Annotated in this window: 22 protein-coding genes; 5 read left to right on the top strand and 17 right to left on the bottom strand. The window is 72.4% G+C overall.

The window, feature by feature from the left end:
- Window positions 1-3: 3 nt before the first annotated feature.
- Complete coding sequence (locus QI633_RS20430) at window positions 4-378, bottom strand: Fic family protein (protein ID WP_282426897.1); 375 nt, start codon at window positions 376-378, stop codon at window positions 4-6.
- Window positions 378-584, bottom strand: a complete 207-nt coding sequence (locus QI633_RS20435; protein ID WP_141797681.1) for a ribbon-helix-helix protein, CopG family — start codon at window positions 582-584, stop codon at window positions 378-380. Before QI633_RS20435 ends, QI633_RS20430 begins: the two co-directional genes overlap by 1 nt.
- A gap of 127 nt (window positions 585-711) precedes the next feature.
- Here QI633_RS20435 and QI633_RS20440 point away from each other — a divergent pair, with 127 nt between their 5' ends.
- Genes QI633_RS20440 through QI633_RS20455 form a run of 4 tightly spaced genes read left to right on the top strand, consistent with a single transcriptional unit; the run spans window position 712 to window position 4,103 of the window.
- Window positions 712-1,653 carry a DUF5995 family protein gene (locus QI633_RS20440; RefSeq protein ID WP_282426898.1) on the top strand — a complete coding sequence of 314 codons (942 nt, stop codon included), beginning with the start codon at window positions 712-714 and terminating at the stop codon, window positions 1,651-1,653.
- Between the two features lie 30 nt (window positions 1,654-1,683).
- Window positions 1,684-2,328, top strand: a complete 645-nt coding sequence (gene msrA, locus QI633_RS20445) for a peptide-methionine (S)-S-oxide reductase MsrA (protein WP_141797679.1) — start codon at window positions 1,684-1,686, stop codon at window positions 2,326-2,328.
- Window positions 2,329-2,376: 48 nt separating this feature from the next.
- The gene (locus QI633_RS20450; RefSeq protein ID WP_141797678.1) at window positions 2,377-2,715 is read left to right on the top strand and encodes a cytoplasmic protein; all 339 of its coding nucleotides are present in this window, start codon (window positions 2,377-2,379) and stop codon (window positions 2,713-2,715) included.
- Between the two features lie 53 nt (window positions 2,716-2,768).
- A complete protein-coding gene (locus QI633_RS20455) occupies window positions 2,769-4,103 on the top strand; it encodes an AarF/ABC1/UbiB kinase family protein (protein WP_141797676.1) in 1,335 nt (444 codons plus the stop codon).
- Here QI633_RS20455 and QI633_RS20460 read toward each other — a convergent pair.
- The 9 genes from QI633_RS20460 to QI633_RS20500 all read right to left on the bottom strand — a co-directional run bounded on the left by QI633_RS20460 (window position 4,100) and on the right by QI633_RS20500 (window position 12,564).
- Window positions 4,100-4,828, bottom strand: coding sequence for a VOC family protein (locus QI633_RS20460; protein WP_141797675.1), 729 nt, complete (start codon window positions 4,826-4,828; stop codon window positions 4,100-4,102). The two genes, QI633_RS20455 and QI633_RS20460, sit on opposite strands and share 4 nt — an antisense overlap.
- Window positions 4,825-5,202 (bottom strand): pyridoxamine 5'-phosphate oxidase family protein, encoded by a 378-nt coding sequence (locus QI633_RS20465; protein WP_141797674.1) that lies wholly within the window; start codon window positions 5,200-5,202, stop codon window positions 4,825-4,827. The genes QI633_RS20460 and QI633_RS20465 overlap by 4 nt, the downstream gene beginning before the upstream one ends.
- A gap of 16 nt (window positions 5,203-5,218) precedes the next feature.
- Window positions 5,219-5,998: a TSUP family transporter gene (locus QI633_RS20470; RefSeq protein ID WP_141797673.1), complete on the bottom strand. Its 780-nt coding sequence runs from the start codon at window positions 5,996-5,998 to the stop codon at window positions 5,219-5,221.
- Between the two features lie 10 nt (window positions 5,999-6,008).
- Complete coding sequence (locus QI633_RS20475; protein ID WP_282426899.1) at window positions 6,009-6,518, bottom strand: hypothetical protein; 510 nt, start codon at window positions 6,516-6,518, stop codon at window positions 6,009-6,011.
- Window positions 6,519-6,520: 2 nt separating this feature from the next.
- Window positions 6,521-8,308 (bottom strand): alpha/beta hydrolase, encoded by a 1,788-nt coding sequence (locus QI633_RS20480; protein WP_282426900.1) that lies wholly within the window; start codon window positions 8,306-8,308, stop codon window positions 6,521-6,523.
- Window positions 8,305-8,640: a hypothetical protein gene (locus tag QI633_RS20485; RefSeq protein WP_282426901.1), complete on the bottom strand. Its 336-nt coding sequence runs from the start codon at window positions 8,638-8,640 to the stop codon at window positions 8,305-8,307. Before QI633_RS20485 ends, QI633_RS20480 begins: the two co-directional genes overlap by 4 nt.
- Before the next feature lie 90 nt (window positions 8,641-8,730).
- The gene (locus QI633_RS20490) at window positions 8,731-10,755 is read right to left on the bottom strand and encodes a VWA domain-containing protein (RefSeq protein ID WP_282426902.1); all 2,025 of its coding nucleotides are present in this window, start codon (window positions 10,753-10,755) and stop codon (window positions 8,731-8,733) included.
- Window positions 10,752-11,147, bottom strand: a complete 396-nt coding sequence (locus QI633_RS20495; protein ID WP_282426903.1) for an OsmC family peroxiredoxin — start codon at window positions 11,145-11,147, stop codon at window positions 10,752-10,754. Before QI633_RS20495 ends, QI633_RS20490 begins: the two co-directional genes overlap by 4 nt.
- A complete protein-coding gene (locus QI633_RS20500; protein WP_282426904.1) occupies window positions 11,140-12,564 on the bottom strand; it encodes an AAA family ATPase in 1,425 nt (474 codons plus the stop codon). Before QI633_RS20500 ends, QI633_RS20495 begins: the two co-directional genes overlap by 8 nt.
- Window positions 12,565-12,617: 53 nt before the next feature.
- Here QI633_RS20500 and QI633_RS20505 point away from each other — a divergent pair, with 53 nt between their 5' ends.
- Window positions 12,618-13,454: an adenylate/guanylate cyclase domain-containing protein gene (locus tag QI633_RS20505; RefSeq protein WP_282426905.1), complete on the top strand. Its 837-nt coding sequence runs from the start codon at window positions 12,618-12,620 to the stop codon at window positions 13,452-13,454.
- A 6-nt stretch (window positions 13,455-13,460) separates the two neighbouring features.
- On the opposite strand, the gene QI633_RS20510 is transcribed toward QI633_RS20505, so the two are convergent.
- The 6 genes from QI633_RS20510 to mshB all read right to left on the bottom strand — a co-directional run bounded on the left by QI633_RS20510 (window position 13,461) and on the right by mshB (window position 18,886).
- On the bottom strand, window positions 13,461-14,645 hold the full coding sequence (locus QI633_RS20510) for a lipid-transfer protein (protein ID WP_282426906.1): 1,185 nt from the start codon (window positions 14,643-14,645) through the stop codon (window positions 13,461-13,463).
- Window positions 14,642-15,085: an OB-fold domain-containing protein gene (locus tag QI633_RS20515; RefSeq protein ID WP_282426907.1), complete on the bottom strand. Its 444-nt coding sequence runs from the start codon at window positions 15,083-15,085 to the stop codon at window positions 14,642-14,644. The genes QI633_RS20510 and QI633_RS20515 overlap by 4 nt, the downstream gene beginning before the upstream one ends.
- 50 nt (window positions 15,086-15,135) lie before the next feature.
- Entirely contained in the window at window positions 15,136-15,732 is a 597-nt protein-coding gene (locus tag QI633_RS20520; RefSeq protein WP_282426908.1) for a hypothetical protein, read from the bottom strand.
- A gap of 69 nt (window positions 15,733-15,801) precedes the next feature.
- Window positions 15,802-17,595, bottom strand: coding sequence for a VanW family protein (locus QI633_RS20525; protein WP_282426909.1), 1,794 nt, complete (start codon window positions 17,593-17,595; stop codon window positions 15,802-15,804).
- Between the two features lie 24 nt (window positions 17,596-17,619).
- Window positions 17,620-17,958, bottom strand: coding sequence for a hypothetical protein (locus QI633_RS20530; protein WP_282426910.1), 339 nt, complete (start codon window positions 17,956-17,958; stop codon window positions 17,620-17,622).
- Window positions 17,959-17,962: 4 nt separating this feature from the next.
- The gene (gene mshB / locus QI633_RS20535) at window positions 17,963-18,886 is read right to left on the bottom strand and encodes an N-acetyl-1-D-myo-inositol-2-amino-2-deoxy-alpha-D-glucopyranoside deacetylase (RefSeq protein WP_282426911.1); all 924 of its coding nucleotides are present in this window, start codon (window positions 18,884-18,886) and stop codon (window positions 17,963-17,965) included.
- Window positions 18,887-18,904 lie beyond the last annotated feature (18 nt).

Genomic DNA, 18,904 nt, shown 5'->3' on the forward strand with positions numbered 1-18,904 from the left:
AGCCTACTCAAGCTTCGGGAGGGCTCGGTCGAGCGCCGCGGCGATCTCAGTGACATCGATGGAGCCGTCGGCGACCGCCATCACGAGATCGAAGGCAGCGTCATCGGGCATCACCAGCACAAGGCCGTTGATCCGTAGGAAGACGTCCGTGGCCAACCAGGCCAGGCGCTTGTTGCCGTCGACCAGTCCGTGGTTCCTGCCGATCGAGTGCAACAACGCGGCCGCCTTGTCGAGCAGGGTCGGGTAGGCATCGTCACCGAAGACCGTCGTACGCGGCCGGGCGACGGCAGCCTCGAGCAATCCGGCGTCGCGCAGCGGTCCTGCCCCGAGGTCCTCGGTGAGCGCGAGAAGGTCCTCCAGGTCGAGGTACTCGACCATCAGACGGAACCAAGTCGGTCGAGCACCTCACCCCAGCGCTCACGGGACGCGGCTGATGCCGCGGCCACCCGGCTCTTGTGCTGTGTCCGCTGGTGGAGGTCGAGCACCGCGCGACGCACGACCTCCTGCTTGGACAGGCCCTGCGTGGCCGCGAGCTCCGCAAGAGCAGCCTCGAGCTCTGCGTCGGTCCGCAGGGTGAAGGCCATAGCCGTCATGGTAGTCCTTTCGGTATCGAAGTGGTACCACCACCATGCGCGCTGCCTCCGACACTGTCGAAGGAGTTTCCACAGCCACCGATCGTGACCAAAGCGAGCAACTGCTCGTTTCCCGGGTGTGACCGCCCTCACCCGGCTCCTGGCCGCCGTCGTCCTGCCCTGCGTTCTCGCCCTCACCGCCGTCGCCGCCCCAGCGCCCGCCTCCGCCGCCGGGTACGACGACGACCCGGACCCGCTGCGTGGCCTGCTCCTGCCACCGCTGGACGCCGTGGTCGGGCTGCTGGCGCCGATCCCGGTGCCGGCGACGCCGTACACCGGGGACGTCTGCGTCGACGGCGCCGACGCCTGCATCGACGACGTGGTCGCGCGGATGCAGGCCCGGCTCGGCGGGCTCGCGAGCAGGTGCTCGCACAGCGCGGTCTTCTCGCTGGCGTACCTGCGGGTGACCGAGAACGTCCGCGATGCGGTGCGCAGCGGCTACTTCGACGACCGGGCCTGGCTGAACCGGGTCGACGCGGTGTTCGCGCAGATGTACTTCGACACGACGAGCAGGTGGGCCTCCGGCGACCGGACCGGCATCCCCGCGGCGTGGCGCATCGCGCTGCAGGCCGAGGACGACCGGGCGATGAGCGGCCTCGGCAACTTCCTGCTCGCCATGAACGCCCACATCAACAGCGACTTCCCCCACGTCCTCGCGGCGGTCGGCCTGAGCGGGCCGGACGGGAGCCACAAAGTGGACCACAACCGCTACAACAACCGCCTCGACAGCCTCTACGCCCCGGTCTTCGCCGAGGAGGCCGCCCGCTTCGACCCGACCTTCGACGACATCGACGCGGGCACCGCCGAGGAGGCGGTCGCGGGCGTCATCATGCGCGGCTGGCGGGAGATGGTGTGGCGCAACGCCGAGGCCCTGGTCCTCGCGAAGACCCCGGCCGCCCGCAAGCTGGTCGAGAAGGAGATCGAGCTCTACTCCGCGCTCCAGGCGCAGCTGATCCGTACCTTCTTCGTCGCGAAGCCGGCGAAGCGGGACGCGTGGTGCGCCACGCACGGCGCGGCCTGACCCCCTTGCGCGGCGGGAGACAATGGAGCCATGTTCTCCCGCCGCAAGACCGAGCTGGTCGACCCCGCCGAGGCACTGCCCGGCCGCAGCACCCCGGCGTTCCCCCTCCCCGCACGGCACGAGGTCCTCGACGCCCCCCTCGTCACCGACGAGGTCCCCGACGGCCTCGAGGTCGCGATCTTCGGTCTCGGCTGCTTCTGGGGCGCCGAGGAGATCTACTGGCAGGTCCCCGGCGTCTGGTCCACGTCGGTCGGATACGCCGGCGGGGTCAGCCCGAACCCGACGTACGAGGAGGTCTGCAGCGGGCGCACCGGCCACACCGAGGCCGTGCGCATCGTCTTCGACCCCGACCAGGTCTCCTACGCCGACCTGGTCAAGCAGTTCTTCGTCGTCCACGACCCCACCCAGGGCATGCGCCAGGGCAACGACGTCGGCACCCAGTACCGCTCGGCGATCTACTACACGACCCCCGAGCAGGAGCAGACCGCCCGCGAGCTGACCAAGGTGTACGGCGACGAGATCGCCCGCCGCGGCTACGGCGACATCACCACCGAGATCGAGCCCGCCGGTGCGTACTACTACGCCGAGCCGCACCACCAGCAGTACCTGCACAAGGTGCCCAACGGCTACCGCTGCCACGCCAACACCGGCATCGCGTTCCCGGAGACCGTCTGACCCGTTCGGGCCATGGCCACGACGCGCACCGGGTGCGATGGTCGGTGGATGGCCGAGGACCCGGTGACGAGCAACCCGGACCACTACGCGGTGGTCTTCGAGAACGACCGCGTGCGGGTGCTGGAGTATCGCGACGAGCCGGGCGCGCGGACCACGCCGCACGCCCATCCGGACAGCGTGATGTACACGCTGTCGTCGTTCCGCCGGCGCCTGGTCGCGGGCGACCAGCAGCGCGAGGTGGAGATGACCGCGGGGACGGTGGGGTGGCTGCCGGCGCAGGAGCACCACGGGGAGAACATCGGGGACACCCCGACGCACGTGCTGTTCGTGGAGCTCAAGGAGCCTGCCGCGGGGACCGGCGACGGCAACCTCGGCCCCGCGGACTGACTGGGTCGACGCCTACCGCTGAATCCGGTTGCCCCATGCCCGACAATGGGGCCATGGCTGACCTTCCCCGGAAGGCCGCGGCGCGCACCGCGCGGCTCGCGGCGCTCCCCCTCGGGTACGCCGGCCGCACCGCCCTCGGCTTCGGCAAGCGGCTGGGCGGGGCGCCCGCCGAGGCGGTGATGAGCGAGATCCAGCAGCGGACGGCCGAACAGCTGTTCAAGACGCTGGGCGAGCTCAAGGGTGGCGCGATGAAGTTCGGTCAGGCGCTCAGCGTGCTCGAGTCGGCGCTGCCCGAGGAGATGGCGGCGCCGTACCGCGAACAGCTCACCCGCCTCCAGGACTCCGCGCCACCGATGCCCACCCAGACCGTGCGCAACATGCTCGCCGAGGACCTCGGCGCGGACTGGAAGGAGCGCCTGGTGTGGCTCGACGGGGCGCCGACCGCGGCCGCGAGCATCGGGCAGGTCCACGAGGGCCGGTGGTACGACGGCCGCCGGGTCGCGGTGAAGGTCCAGTACCCCAACGCCGGCGAGGCGCTGATGGCCGACCTGCGCACCCTGGCCCGCGCGGCGCGGGCGATCGGGCCGCTCATCCCCGGCGTCGACATGAAGCCGCTCGTCGAGGAGGTCCAGGCCCGGGCCCGCGAGGAGCTCGACTACGACCTCGAGGCCGAGGCGCAGCGCGAGTTCGCCCAGGCGTTCCGCGACGACGCGCACATCGTCGTCCCCGACGTCGTCGCCGTCGGCCCCCGCGTCCTGGTCACCGAGTGGCTCGACTCCGCGGGCTCGCTGGCGTCGATCATCGCCGACGGCACGCCGGAGGAGCGCGACCACTACGGCGAGATCTTCACGCGCTTCCTGTTCTCCGGACCCGCGCGCACCGGACTCCTCCACGCCGACCCGCACCCCGGGAACTTCCGGGTCATCCCCGACGACGACGGGACGCCCGGGCGGATCGGGGTGCTCGACTACGGCGCCGTGGCCCGGCTCCCCCAGCGCGGCCTGCCGGCGCCTATGGGCCGACTGATCAGCCACTGCGCGGCCGGTGACGGCGACGCGCTCATCGCCGAGCTGCGCGCGGAGGGCTTCCTCAAGGACCGGATCCGGATCGAGCCCGAGCTGCTCATGGACTACCTCGCGCCGTTCGTCGACCCGACCCTGGTCGAACGGTTCCGGTTCAGCCGCGAGTGGATGCGCGAGCAGTTCCAGCGGATCAACAACCCGAAGGACCCGGCCTACACGGTGAGCATCAAGCTGAACCTGCCGCCGTCGTACGTCCTCATCCACCGCACCTGGCTCGGCGGCGTCGGCGTCCTCAGCCAGCTCGAGGCCGAGGCGCCGTTCCGCGCGATCATGCAGGAGTTCCTGCCGGGCTTCACACCGGCCTAGGGTGCGGCGTCCGTGAGGCAGTAGACCCGGCCCACCGGGTCGGTGAGCACCGTCCAGTGCTGATGCTGGGCGAGCACCCGCGCCCCGAGGCCGAGGTGGCGCTCGGTCTCCGCGGCGCGATCGGTGGTCCCCCAGTCGAGGTGGGCACGGACCTCGCCGGTGTCGTCGGCGCCGAGGCGCTGGATCAGCAGGCCGAGCGGCTGCCCGGGCGGCGCGTCGAGCACGTAGAACTCCTCGGCGACCACCGACTGACGCGGTGTCCCGTGCGTGACAGCGGTCCAGAACCCCAGCTCCCTGTCGTACGACGCCCGCGGCACGTCGATCGCGACCTGGCGCACCCGCGACGCGGATCCGTGGGCGTGCACCGTGGCCGCCGGCACCCCGGAGGCGGCGTGGTCGACGAAGCAGAACACGAACCCCGCGGGCGAGGCCATCACGACATACCCGCGGTCCGCGACGATCGAGGCGCCCGCGACCCGCGCGGCATCGGCCGCGGCGAGCGGGTCGGCGACGTGGAGGTCGAGGTGGATCCGGTCGGCGCCGGCGTGGCGTCGCTGCACCTTGAGGTAGGGGTCGCCGTCGGGCGGCAGCAGCGAGGCGAACTCGTCGTGGGCGCCCCGGGGCGGGGAGACGGCGTACCCGCTCGCCTCCTGCCAGAACCCGACCGTCTCCTGGTGGTGCGCCGGGGCGCTGTCGAGGAAGGCGGTGATCCAGTACGGGCTCATCCGCCCACCGGGGCGCAGTCCTGGCCGCAGCCGTCGGGCGGGAGCGGGCCGTCGGCGTGGGCGGCGGGCCGGTGCAGGACCGCGGCGGTGGCGGTGACGACGACGTCCTCGCCCTCCGTCGTGGCCGTGCCGTCGACGAGGAGGGTGTAGCCGTGGCGCTCCCGCGGCGGGAAGACCACGGTCACCGCGGGGTTCTCGGCCAGGTTGCGCAGCGTGCCCCTGCCCGGCCCCGCGATCCGCAGCGTGCCGTCGTCGCCGGCGACCGGGTCGACCGTGACGACCTTCACCTGCGGGGAGGAGGTGGTCAGCAGGTAGCCGCTGTCGAAGTCCGCCAGTGCCTGGCGCAGGTCCGCGGGATCCACCGGGATGCTCATGTCGTCAGGTTACGGCTCACCACAGACCGAGCACACCGCCGCCGATGCGGACGACGAAGGCGCTCACCACGGCGATGAAGAACAGCCGCACGAACCGGGAGCCGCGCGCGACCGCGGTCCGTGCCCCGAGGTAGCCGCCGACCAGGTTGCAGGCGCCCATCATCAGCCCGACGTCCCACAGCACGGCGCCGTGCGGGACGAACAGCAGCAGCGCGCCCACGTTGGTCGCGAAGTTCGCGAGCTTGGCCTTCGCCGAGGCCTGGAGGAAGTCGTAGCCGAGCAGGCCGACGAGGGCGAACACGAAGAAGCTGCCCGTGCCGGGGCCGAGGATGCCGTCGTAGAAGCCGATCACGAACCCGACGCCCATCGCGGCGACCAGGTGGCGGTGTCCGGCGAAGCGGAGCGCCGTCTGCTCGCCGAGCTCGGGGCGGAGCAGGACGTAGCCGCCGACCACGACCAGCGCCGCCAGCACGATCGGCTCGAACGCGTCGCGGGGGATGTGCGAGGCCAGCAGGGCGCCGGAGAACGCGCCGGTCAGGGCGAGGGCCATCAGCGGCAGCGCGGTGCGCAGGTCCGGGCCGATCCGGCGGTAGTAGGTGAGCGAGCTGGCCGCCGTGCCGCACACCGAGGCGATCTTGTTGGTGGCGAGGACCTGCACCGGGCTCGCTCCCGGCAGCCCGAGCAGCAACGCGGGGAGCTGGACCAGTCCCCCGCCGCCGACCACCGCGTCCACGAAGCCGGCCGTGAGCGCCGCCAGCGCGAGCAGGGCGATGACAGTCAGGCTGAGGTCCCCCACGGCCGTGACTCTACGAGGACCAGATGAGGCCGGCCTCGGGACGGTCGTCGTACTCCTCGGCGACCTTGCGCGACGTCTTGACGCACTCCGCCCGCAGGTGCGCCTGGACCTGGGCGGGATCGATCCGGAGGTTCAGCACCAGCTCGCCCTTGGTGGCGCTGAGCGACGCCCGTCTGTCCGGATCCTCGACCGTCCAGCCGTCGGCCTCGAGCAGGCCTACCGCGGTGGCCACCGCCTTCTCCTGGGTCAGCTCGCCGGAGGAGCCGAAGCGCACGAAGTCGTTCAGCACGACGCCACCCGGGGCGAGGTCGTCGCCGCAGATGCTGAAGGACCGGCTGCCGTCGGCGCCGCTCAGCACGAGCGCGTCCGCGATGTCGTGCAGGACACCGGCGCGGGCGTCGTCCGCCGACGTGACGGCCTCGTCGACCGCCGTTCGGTCCGCGTCGTCGTCGCAGCCGGTCAGTCCCACGGCGAGAAGGAGGGCAAGGAGCGGTGCCGCTGCGATCCCGAGAAGGCGCATGCTCACAGCCTCCCACCGAACTTCGAGTGCTCCCACAGCCACCTCCCGCCGTCCGCGAGTCTCTCTCCGGCACTCGCGCCGCTGGCGGCGACCAGGAGCTCGGGCAGGGTGAGGTGCCCGCCGCCGGGCGCGCCGCGTGGCGGTTGCTCGCTGACCTCGTCGTCGGCACCGGCCACGACGTGGGCCAGGTTGGCCAGCGAGGTCCCGGTGAAGTACGACGTGTGGTTGTGGAGCAGCTCCTCGGCCCGCAGGTCGCCCTCCCCGGTCTCGAACCGGGTGCCGCCGAAGGCGGTGTCGGCCGGGTCGTGGCCGAGGGCGCCGACACCGCCGCGGTCGCCACTGCCGAGCAGGGAGACCGGGTCGTGGTCCTTGCTGCCGACCCAGACCTGGGCGTCGGTGAGCTCGCCGGCGGTGTCGGCCGGGACGCCGGGGCTGCCGAGCAGGACGACGTCGTCGACGGGCAGTCCCTCGGCCAGGGCGTGCCCGACGGCGGTCGAGCCGTAGCTGTGGCCGATCGCGGTCAGGTGGGCGGGCGGACCCTGGTCGGAGCCGCGGACGCCGTCGACGAAGTCGCCGAACCGCTCGCCGCCCGCCTCGGCCTTGTCGGTGAGAGCGACGCCGTCGAAGTCGGCCTGCCCGAGCGGGTCCAGCGGGTTGAGCGGGTTGCCGCTCGGGGCGTCGTAGTCGGCCCAGTAGACGGTCGCGACGCTGCCCCTCTCCTCGCCGACCGCCGCTTCGTGCAGGACGAAGGTCTTGTCGAGATTCCCCCCGATGCTGGAGGTGTCGGTCGTCAGGCCGGGCACGTTGACCGAGACGTGGTCGGCGGTGTCCGGGTCGCCGAAGCCCACCGCCACCCCGCCGTCGCCGGAGTGCAGGCCCGGCGCGTAGGCGAGCAGCTTGGTGAGGTGGGCCCCGGCGTCGTCGGTCGGGCCGGCGTGCTCGTCGAGAGCACGGTCCACGGACCTCGCGTTGTCGAGCACCCGTTCGTCCTTGCTGGTGAGCTGGTCGTCCTTCTCCCGCTCCCGGTAGTAGTCGAGGTCGCGGGCGAGCTCCCCGCGGTTGGCCTCGTCGCGCTCGGCCATCGACACCCCGCCGGTGTTGCCGACCAACCCGGGGTGCTCGGTCGTGAGCGCCTGCTGCTCGGCGCGGCGCAACCCGCGCCACCAGGCGGCCAGCGCGGCCGGGTCGCCGCGGAGACGGCGCAGCTGGCGGGTGAGGTCGCCGGTGCGGGGCCGGGCCGGATCGGCGGCCGCGGCGACCCCCTCGGCGACGCTGTCGACCCCCTGGAGGGCGGCGACCAGGTCGGCCTCGGCCTCCGCGCGGGCCAGGACCCAGGCGTCGATCCGGCCCCGCAGCGCGACCGCCCGGCGGTGGAGGACGTCGGCGCGCTGCCGGAAGTCGGCCAGCCGGCTGTCGTCGGCCGCGGCGGCCACCTCGGCGACCAGCGCCCCGATCAGCTCGTTGACCTCCGCCCGGTCGGCGTTGATCCGGGCACGTCGGACGAACAGCCGGCTCAGGCGGGCGGCGAACCGGTCGGCCGCCGTGACCGCCTCGTCGAGCGCGGCCTCGGCGCCGTCGAGGCGGACGGCCACCTGGGTCGCGGCGTGGTCGTGGGCCTGTGCGGTGTCACCCTCCCACGCCGGCGCTGCGACGGAGGCGGCCCGGCCCTGGACGTTCTTGACGGCGATCGCGGCCGCGCGCAGGTCCGTGGCGAGGTCCTGGGCGCCGGTCGGCGTCGAGGTCAGCTGGGGGCAGGGCGGCACCTGCGCCGGAAGGTAGACGAGGGTCACGGCCAGCTCACCTCCCCCACGGCGGCCTCGCGCTCGGCCCACGGGAGCAGCGCACGCAGGCGTTCGGCCTGGGCCTGGTCGACGAGGACGAGCATTCGTCGGAAGAAGACGAACTCCTCGGCGTACCCCTGCGCCCGTCGGGCGACGGCCTTGACCTCGTCGACCCAGGGGTCGGCGAAGGCGGCGACAGCCGCGGCGACGACGTCCGAGAGGTCGGAGGTCGAGACCTTGGCGAGGCGGTGCCAGGCGCCGTCGAGCTCGTCGGCGGCCTCGTCCCAGCGCTCGCGGGCGGCCTTGAGGACGGCGTACGGGACATCGAGGGTGATCGTCATGCACGTCCGGCTGCCCGACCGGTCCGGGCGGGAAACGACGGGTTCCGGTTGTCCACAGGGACCCCGGGGTCCCCGCTCAGACGGAGCGGATCAGCCGACCCAGAAGCCGCGCGAACCGAACCAGTCGCCGTAGGTCCCCGGGCCGGAGCCGCGTCCGTCCGCGCCGCCACGACGCGAGCCGAGGTAGGAGCCGACGACCGCGGCACCCAGGTCGTCGGACTCGGGGGCGATCACGGAGCCCTCGACACGGCGGGCCATCGACTCGATGAACCGGGCCAGGCCGGGATCGTCGCCGAGCCGGAAGAACGTGGTCTGCGCGCCGAGCCGGCGGGCATTGTCGAGCTCGCGTACGGCGAGCGCGATGGTCGTCGGGTGCGGCGGATAGGAGAAGAACACGTCGCCGCTCGACTCCAGGTGCGAGGTCGGCTCACCGTCGGTGACGATGAGCAGCACCGGCTGGGCGTTGGGGTGCTTGCGGAAGTGGCGGTTGGCCAGCAGGAGTGCGTGGTGGAGGTTGGTGCCCTTGGCCCAGCGGGCGTCGAGGGCGGTGAGCTCCTCGATCCGCATGGTCTGGGCGTGCCGGCCGAAGCCGATCAGCTCCAGGCTGTCGCCGCGGAAGCGGGATCCGATCAGGGTGTGCAGTGCGAGCGCGGTCTGCTTCATCGGCACCCAACGGCCGTCCATTGCCATCGAGAAGCTGGTGTCGACGCAGAGCGCGACCGCTGCCTGGGTGCGCGCCTCGGTCTCGGCGACCTCGACGTCGTCGATCGAGAGCAGCCGGCCGCCGGGGTCGCCGGCGCGGCGCAGGACGCCGTTGAGCATGGTGCGGGGCAGGTCCCAGGGTTCGGTGTCGCCGAACTCCCACGCCCGGGTCGCGCCGGACAGGTCGCCGGCGGCGCCGGCCTGGCGTACGTCGCGCTGCCCCTGACGGCCGGACATCCGCTGGGCCACGTCGCGCAGCAGCGCCCTCCCGAGCTGGCGCATCGCCTTCGGCGTGAGCCGCAGCTCGCCGTCGAAGCCGCGCTCCATCGCGCCCGACTCGCGCAGCGCCTTCTCGAGCTCCTGCAGCTTGCGGGCGTCGACGGCGGCCTCGGAGCCGAGCTGTCGGGCCAGCTTGTCGAGGTCGACGTCGTCGAGGCGGGCACCGCCGTACCCCTGGGACAGCTGGTCGGCCAGCGCGTCCAGGTCGGCGAGGTCCTGCAGGACGCCGGTGCCGTCGCCGAGGCCCAGGCCGGTTGTCGAGGGGTCGCCGTCGCCGAACTGCTCGGAGCCGCCCCAGTCCTCGCCGGGGCGCAGCGACATCAGGTTCGCATCGAGCCGGTCGAGCTGCTCCATCAGCGCCGGCGACCCGAACGCCTGGGCGGAGAGCTGCATCAGCTCGGCGCGCTGCTCGGCGCTCATCGAGTTGAGCATCCGCTGCGCGGCGGCCGAGCGCTGGGCGAGGGCGTCGAGCAGCTCGTCGATGTCCTGCGGGTTCTCGGGGAAGTGCTGGCCGTGCTTGGCCATGAACTCGTCGAAGTCCTCGGGGGTGTCCTCGCCGCGCGCGTGCTTCTCGAGCAGCTCGTTGAGGTCGCCGAGCATCTCGTTGATCGCCTGCCGGTCCTCGTCGGTGGCGTTCTCGAGGGCCTGCTTCATGCCCGCGAAGCGCTGGTCGAGGAGCTCGCGGCCGAGCAGGTCCTTGATCTGCTCGAAGGCCTCGCGGGCCTCGCGGGACTGCCAGTCGTAGTCGCCGAGCTCGGTCACGGCGGCGGCGGGCGAGTCGGGCAGGTTCTGCAGCCGCAGCTCGCGGAACGCGCGGTCGCCGTCGTCCATCATCGCGTCGCGGGCCAGCTGCTTGCGCTCCTCGAGGACCGCCTTGTCCAGCAGCTCGCGCACCTCCTCGAGCGTGCCGTCGAGGTTGTGCCGCTGCAGCAGGTCGCGACGCCGTTCGGCCACCCGGCGGGCGAGGTCGTCGAGCCCGGACTGGTCCTGTCCGCCGCGCCGCAGGAACTCGCGCATCGCGCGCTCGGGGCTGTAGCCGGCCATCACGTCCTGGCCGATGGCGTCGAGCGCCTCGGCGATGTCGACGGGCGGAGCGAGCGGGTCGCCGCCGTCGTACCTGCGGTAGCGGCTCACGTCAGCATCCTTCGTACGTCGGCGCCGGCACGCAGCGCGCGCGGGATCTCGGCCACCTCGTCGACCACCTCGAGCAGCAGCTGGACCGTCTCGGAGGGGGCGGTGGTGTCGAGCGCGATGTCGTAGCCGATCCCGGTCGAGGTCCACACGTCGTCGAAGCCACCGTCGGCGGTGACCGCGACCCCGAGGACAGGTACGTCGAGCCGCCGGGCCTCGCGGTAGGTGTCGTTGAGCACGCACAGCGCCACCGCGAGGTGGAGCACCTGGGCGCCGTTGGTCGCCGGCCCGGCGAGCACGCCCTCCTCGGTCCAGGCGTGCGGGAGCACGACGCCCTCGCCTGCGCGGAGGGTGCCGGAGGAGACCCGGACGCCGAACGGGGAAGGATCAGCCATAGACGGTCTCCACGCCGGCCTCGCCGATCTGCTCGTCCTTGCCGATCTTGCGGGCCAGGAACAGGCCCTCGAGCGCGAGCTCGATCGCCGCGGCGCGCTCGCCGTCGGTGCGGCCGCCGCCCTCACCGTTCACCCGTTCGCAGACCTGGTCGTAGAGGTCGGACTCGCCGAGCACCGGCAGGCCGGCCAGCACGTCGCGGGCGGTGACCTGCCCGCCGGTCACGACGGTGGCGCCCTCCTCGATGGCCTCGACGAGCAGGGCGAAGTCGAGGCCGCGGAGCTTCTCGCGGACGGTCTCGGCGGTCGCCGTACGCAGCAGGTGGGTGAGGATCTCGGCCTCCCGGCCCTCCTCGCCGGACTCGAACTCGATCTTGCCGCCGAGGACGTCGACCGCGGTCTCGAGGTCGACGACCCGGGCGACGGCGCGGTCCTCGCCCTGGATCGTGGCTCGGCGCAGCGCGGCGGCAGCGATCGTCTCGGCACCGGCGATCGCGAACCGTGCGGAGACGCCGGAGCGCTGGTCGACGGCGCTGGACTCACGCAGGTTGCGGGTGAAGCGGGCCAGGATCTCGACCAGGAAGTCGGGGACGTCGACCCGGTCGGGGAGCAGGTCGGCCTCCTGCCGGATCACGGCGATCTCGGCGTCGAGTGCCTTCGGGTAGTGGGTGCGGATCTCGGCACCGAAGCGGTCCTTGAGGGGCGTGATGATCCGGCCGCGGTTGGTGTAGTCCTCCGGGTTGGCGGAGGCGACGACGAACACGTCGAGCGGCAGCCGCAGGACGTAGCCGCGGATCTGGATGTCGCGCTCCTCCATCACGTTGAGCATCGCGACCTGGATCCGCTCGGCGAGGTCGGGCAGCTCGTTGATCGCGACGATGCCCCGGTGGGAGCGGGGGATCAGGCCGAAGTGGATGGTCTCCGGGTCGCCGAGCGAGCGGCCCTCGGCGACCTTCATCGGGTCGACGTCGCCGATCAGGTCGGCGACGCTGGTGTCGGGCGTGGCCAGCTTCTCGGCGTACCGCTCCTCGCGGTGGCGCCACGAGATCCGCAGGTCGTCGCCGTACGACGCCACGGCGGCCTTCGAGGTCACGGTGACCGGGTCGTAGGGGTGTTCGCCGAGCTCGGAGCCGGAGATCACGGGGGTCCACTCGTCGAGCAGGCCGACCAGGGTGCGCAGCAGGCGGGTCTTGCCCTGGCCGCGCTCGCCGAGGAGGACGACGTCGTGGCCGGCGATGATCGCGCGCTCGAGCTGCGGGACGACGGTGTCCTCGAAGCCGTGCAGGCCGGGCCAGGGGTCCTCCCCCGCGGCCAGCCGGGCCAACAGGTTGTCGCGCAGCTCGGCCCTCAGGTGCTTGTGCTGGTGGCCGGAGGCGCGCAGCTCGCCGAGGGTGGAGATCGTCGGAGCCGTAGTGGTCACCGTCTCACGCTACTGCGGCCCGCAAGGGGTTTGCTGGCCCTAGTCTGTCGATCGTGGCGATCGTCGTCGGGCTCCTGTGCGTGCTGGTGGTCGGCCTGCTCGGCCTCGTCCTGGCCTTCGCCCGCGACCGCGGGCAGCTGCAGCGCCAGCTCGCCGACACCCAGGCGCACGTCGCCCAGCTCGAGTCGGACCTCGACGCCGCATTGCGTCCCCCGCCGCCGAGCAACTCCGCCGAGCGCGCCGTACGACGGGTGATCCGGACCGCCTCGAGGGTCCGGTCCCACGGCATCACCGGGCTGATCCAGAGCACCGTCGAGGACCTGCAGACCTGGGCCAGCGACGACGAGCGCGCCGACATCCTCAACATGGCTGCATCCGACGGCACGGTCACCCTGTTCTTCTCCGACATCGAGGAGTCGACGCCGCTCAACGACCGGCTCGGCGACGCGACCTGGGTGAAGGTGCTGGCCGCGCACGACCGGGTGCTGCGCACGCAGATCGAGAAGTACCGCGGCCAGGTCGTGAAGACCGCGGGCGACGGGTTCATGGTGGCCTTCCGCGACAGCGAGGCCGCCTGCCGCGCCGCGCTGGGGATCCAGCGCGACCTGCCCCGCGACGTGACCCTGCGCCGTTACGGGCCGATCCTGGTGCGGATCGGGATCCACACCGGCCAGGTGGTCGCTCGCGACGGCGACTACTTCGGCCGCAACGTCGCCATGGCGGCTCGCGTCGCCAACCTCGCCCACGGTGGCGAGATCCTGGCCAGCGACGCGGTGCGGGTCGCGCTCGATGACGACGCGGCGCTCACGCTCGTGGAGCGGGACGCGGTGGAGCTCAAGGGGCTCGCCGGCGAGCACGTGATCTGGGAGATCCTCCCGCCGGCGAGCTGATCCCCCTCAGACCGAGAGGATCACCGACGAGCCGTGGCCGAACAGGCCCTGGTTGGCGGTGATGCCGACCTTGGCGCCCTCGACCTGCCGGCCCTCGGCGCGGCCCTGGAGCTGCCAGGTGAGCTCGCAGACCTGCGCGATCGCCTGGGCGGGCACGGCCTCCCCGAAGCAGGCCAGGCCACCGGACGGGTTGACCGGGATCCGGCCGCCCAGGGTGGTGTCGCCCGCGCGGAGCAGCGCCTCGGCCTCGCCGCGCTTGCACAGCTGGAGGTCCTCGATCCAGTCCAGCTCGAGCGCCGTCGAGAGGTCGTAGACCTCGGCCACGTCGACGTCGGCGGGGTCGATGCCGGCCTCCTCGTAGGCCGCCTGGCCGATCGACTCCTTGAACGTCCGCTCGGGCACGCCGGTCAGGGCCGACGAGTCGGTCGAGAGCAGCGGCATGTCGATGACCGTGTTCGGGAAGGTCGGCGTGACCGTCGAGACGGCGGAGACGGTGACCGGGGAGGCGATGCCGTGCCTCTTGGCGTACTCCGCGCTGGTCAGCACCACCGCGGCGGCACCGTCGGAGGTCGCGCAGATGTCGAGCAGGTGCAGCGGGTCGGAGACCATCGGCGAGGCGAGGACCTCCTCGACCGACGACTCCTTGCGGAAGCGGGCGTTGGGGTTCTCCAGTCCGTGCTTGGCGTTCTTGACCTTGACCTGGGCGAAGTCCTCGGCGGTGGCGCCGTAGAGGTCCATCCGGCGCCGCGCGTAGAGGGCGAAGTACGCCGGGTTGGTCATGCCGAGCAGCCGGAAGCGCAGCCAGTCGGGGTCGTTCCAGCGCTCACCTGCGTTGGGAGCCAGGAAGCCCTTGGGCGTCGTGTCGGCGCCGACGACCAGCGCGACCTCGCTCATGCCGGCCAGGATCCGGGCCCGGGCCGTGTCGATGGCCTGGGCGCCGGTCGCGCAGGCGGCGTACGACGTCGCGATCCGGGCGCCGTTCCAGCCCAGCGCCTGGGCGAAGGTCGAGCCGGCGACGTAGCCGGCGTACCCGTTGCGCACGGTCTCGCCGCCGACGACGAGGTCGACGTCGGCCCACGCGATGCCGGAGTCCTTGAGGGCCTCGCGGGCGGCGTGCACGCCGTACTCCGTGAAGTTGCGGCCCCACTTGCCCCAGGGGTGCATGCCCGCACCCGCGATCACGACGCTCATGCGACAGGCCTCCAGCGGTAGATGGTGCGCTCACCGGTCTCGTCGACGTTGAGCGTCTCGACGACCAGGTCGACCTCGGTGCCGACCTTCATGTCACCGACGCCGAAGCCGTCGGCCACCTGGCCGAGCACGACGATCCCCTCGGGGAGCTCGACCGCGGCCAGCGCGAACGGCTGGAACGGGTCGGTGGGCGCGACGTACGGCGCCGGGGGCTGGTACTGCGCGTCGGTGTAGGACCACACCCGGCCGCGCCGCGAGAGCTCGACGGTGTCGTGCTCGGTGCCGTCGCACGCGGGGTTGCGGCAGTAGAACGCAGCGGCGCCGGCGGCGCCGGAGACCGGCGGGAAGACGACGTTGCTGCACGTCGTGCAGCGCGAGGCGAGGAGCCGGGGCTCGTCGCCGGTGGTGAACCAGCCCTCGATGACGGGGGTCGCGGTCATGGAAGCTCCCTGAAAGTAGAACGTGTTCCTATTCTACCGGGAGTCGGCCCTCAGCCGGTGCGGAAGTCCCGGCCACCGAAACCGTCGGGGCCGGCTTCGGCACCGAACGGGATCCGGTACGCCGTCTCCGCCCGCGCCTCGCCCCCGAACCAGCGGGTGCGAATCAGGTCGACCTGCGCGACCGGCCAGTCCGCGTCCGCGAGCTCGCCGAGCACGTCCGGCCCGGACAGCATCCGGTCCAGCGGCGAGCCGGGCCGCACCGCGGCGATCGAGGCGATCACGACCGCGGGCCGGAAGCCGCGCCGGTCGACGTACACGTGGACCCGCTCCGCCGCGGTCCCGACCGCACGGGCCACGGTGGCCAGGGTCGCCAGGTCGCCGTCGAGGAACACCGTCACGTCACCGCCCGTGACCTCGACCCCGACCGGGCGCACCACGACCGGCGGCAGGTCCGAGAGACACTCGGCGAGCACGCCGGCGAACCGGCCGGCGTCGTGCTCGACGACATTGCCCAGCGCCGCGATCGGTACGTCGACCCGGCTCGTCTCGACCGGGAGCACGCCCGGCAGCTGGGCCAGCCGGCCGCCGAGCGCGCGCAACCGCTCCACCGCCTCGGTCGGCGGGACGAACGCAGCACGCAGCATCATGGGGCACCCTCCGCCGGACCTCATCGGCGGGCAGGGGGCGTGGTCGAGGCGAACCGCGCAGGAAAGTGGCTACTGCCCCGGGTCGGGCGTGCCGCCGGGCGTCGGGGCCGGCGGCTTCTCACACCTCACCGTGTCGGCGGGCGTGTAGACCGTGTGGAACTTCTCGGTGTGGTCGACCGCGCTGTCGCCGTGCTTGTGGAAGATCCGGGTGACGTCGACCTGGAAGCCGGACCAGCCGGTGTTCGGCTCGCAGTCGGGCGTGGTCAGGGTGCGCACCTTCGGCGGGACCTGCGCATAGCGGTTCGACGTCTTCGAGTCGATGTCCCACTTCTTGGTGGACCACATCTGGACCGTGACCTTGCCCTGGCGCGACCAGGTGCTGGGGACGACCCAGGCGTGGATGAGCACGCCGTACTCGGTGTCGTTCTGGAAGCGCAGGTCGACCGTCGGCCAGGCGACGGTGGCCTCGCGGCCGACCGGGTAGCGGTCGATGTAGAACGAGTGCGGCTTGTGCTGGATGTCCTTGAGGCCGGCGAAGAACATGGCGTTGAAGGTCGTCGTCGCCATCTGCGAGACGCCGCCGCCGAGGTCCTTCTTGAGGATGCCGTTGCTGATGATGTAGCCCTCGGTGAAGCCGTTCTCGGCGGTGCGCTCGCCGACGATGCCGTTGAGTGAGAACTCCTCGCCGGGCTTGAGGAGGGTGCCGTCGATGAGCTCGGCGGCACGACCGATGTTGATGTTGCGGTAGTCGGCGTGCGGGTAGTACGTCGAGAACTCGGAGACCTTGTCGACGATCTTGAGGTTCTCGGCGTCCTTGGTCGTGAAGGCGGCGTCGGTGACCTGCGCGGTGACCGGGCCGCTGCGGGAGCCCTCGGGCGCGGTGAGCAGGCCGAGGAAGACCTGCGCGGCCTCGCCGGAGTCGAAGGTGACGCCGGGCTTGGCCGGGACGATCTTCGGCTTGCCCTTCTTCGAGATCTTCACGGTGGCGTCGACCGGGGCGCCGTTGGACGTCGCGCCCTTGACCAGCTCGGTCAGCGCGGCGTCGTCGACGACGGGGACGAGCTTGCCGTTCTCGGGCTTCATGGAGAGCACGCCGGCGAACTTGGCCGGGGTCAGCTTCACGTCGTTCTCGCCGAACTGGAGCGTCACGGCGTTGGCCATCGCCGGGTTGGCGAAGGAGTCGAGCGCCTCGGCGACGTCGGCGGCGTCGATCTCGGGTTGGGCGGGCGCGACCTCGAGCTCCACCGACTTCTCGCCGGCCAGGAAGGCGTCGGTGATGGCGGTGCGGGCCTGGTCGCGGTCGACGGCCTGGCCGGCCTGCGGCTGCGTGGACTGCACGCCCTCGGCGGAGAAGGTGACCGTGCCGTCCTCGGGCGGCGTGCCGAGCCCCTCGGAGAGCTCGCTCAGCTTGTCGTCGAGCAGGTCCTCGTCGACGTCGACCACGGCATCGACCTTGCCGCCGCCGGTGAAGTAGTCCCACTGGCGCGCCGGGCTCCAGGAGTCGCCGGCGCCGGCCGCGTCGACGGACGCGGCGTAGTCGATGGCCAGCCCGATGTCGCCGGGCTGCACCTTCGCGTCGTTGACCTTGCCGGTCGCGCCCTGGTGCCCGACGCTCACCGTGATCGGCGTGTCGGCACGCGAGCCGAAGGTCCTCTCGAGCTTGTCGATGGCCGCGGAGCGCGTCAGGCCGCCGACCTCGACCCCGGAGATGGTCGTGCCGCTCGGGACCTTGTCACCCGCGACGGCGTGCGCGGCGGCGTACCCGCCACCCGCGAGCAGGACGAGCAGCACGATGACGACGACGACGATCCTGCCGCCGGGGCGCTCGGCCTTGCCGTCGGTGTCGGACTCCCAGAAGGTCACCGCGACATCCTAAGGAGGCCTTGCTCACCCTTCCGCATTGCCGCGCGGCGCACCACGCGGGACCAGGCCCACGAAGCCCGCCCCGAGGACCGCTGCACCGGTCGCGAGAAGCAGGTAGCCGGACGCGTCACTGGCGATCAGGTAGTCGCCTTCGGGTCGCGGCACGCTCGCCACGCCGAGCGCCGCGGTCCAGCCGAGGGCGAACGGCAGCCGGCGCCACCAGCCGCCGGGCAGGGCGACCAGGCTCGCCGCGGTCGCGGCGATGCCGAGCCCGAGGCCCCAGCCGTAGCCGTGCAGCGCGACGGCGCCGAGTCCGACCGCCGCGCCGAGGACGAGGCAGCCGAGCGCGACCAGGACGCGCACGCGGCTACTCGGAGATGCCGGCGAACAGATCGGTCTCCCAGCCGGTCTCGGCGTCGAGCGGCCCGGGGGTGCCCTGCACCAGCCGGAACTGCTCGCGACCGAACGCCTGCGCGCCGACGTTGTTGGAGAGCGCGAAGAACGGTCCGTCGGTCGTGATCTGGGTGGCGTGGGCACGCAGCGCGTCGAGCTTCTGCTCGACGTGGTCGCCGGCGTCGACCTCGCAGGTGATGTCCTCGTCGGGGCGGAACATCGGCGGCAGGTCGCCGTCGGGGTCCATCCCCTCGAAGGTCGTGGTGTCGCCGGCCTCGCGCAGGCGGCGCAGGCCCTCGCGGATCCGGCTCTCCGAGATCGCACCCCAGTAGATCTTGGTGATCGCCCAGGCCTCCCCCAGGTCGCGGCGGTACGACGGCGCCGCGGCCAGCTGGGCGGCGTACATCGCGACCCGGTGGGCCTGGATGTGGTCGGGATGGCCGTAGCCGCCGAACTCGTCGTAGGTCACCAGCACCTGGGGGCGCACCTCGCGGATGACCGCGACCAGGTGGGTGGCGGCCTCGGTGAGGTCGGCGTGCCAGAACGCGTTCGCGTGGATGTCATCCGCCGCGACGGCGTGGCCGTCCTCGTGCCACTTCATGCCGGAGTCGCGGTAGGTGCCGAACCCGCCGAGGAAGCGGTGGTCGGTGACACCGAGCGCCTTCATCGCGGCGTCCAGCTCGCCGCGGCGGTGCTCGCCGAGGCCGTCCTCCTTGTCGGCAGCGAGGTGCTCGAGCTCGGGGACCAGGATCTCCCCCATCTCGCCCGCGGTGCAGGTGACCAGCGTGACGCCGCGGCCCTCCGCGACGTACTTCGCCATGGTGGCGCCCTGGCCGATCGACTCGTCGTCGGGGTGGGCGTGCACGAGGAGCAGCCGGTGGGCGGCAGTTGCGATCATGAGGACGAGCGTAATGAT

It is taken from the genome of Nocardioides sp. QY071, assembly GCF_029961765.1.
Lineage (GTDB): Bacteria > Actinomycetota > Actinomycetes > Propionibacteriales > Nocardioidaceae > Nocardioides.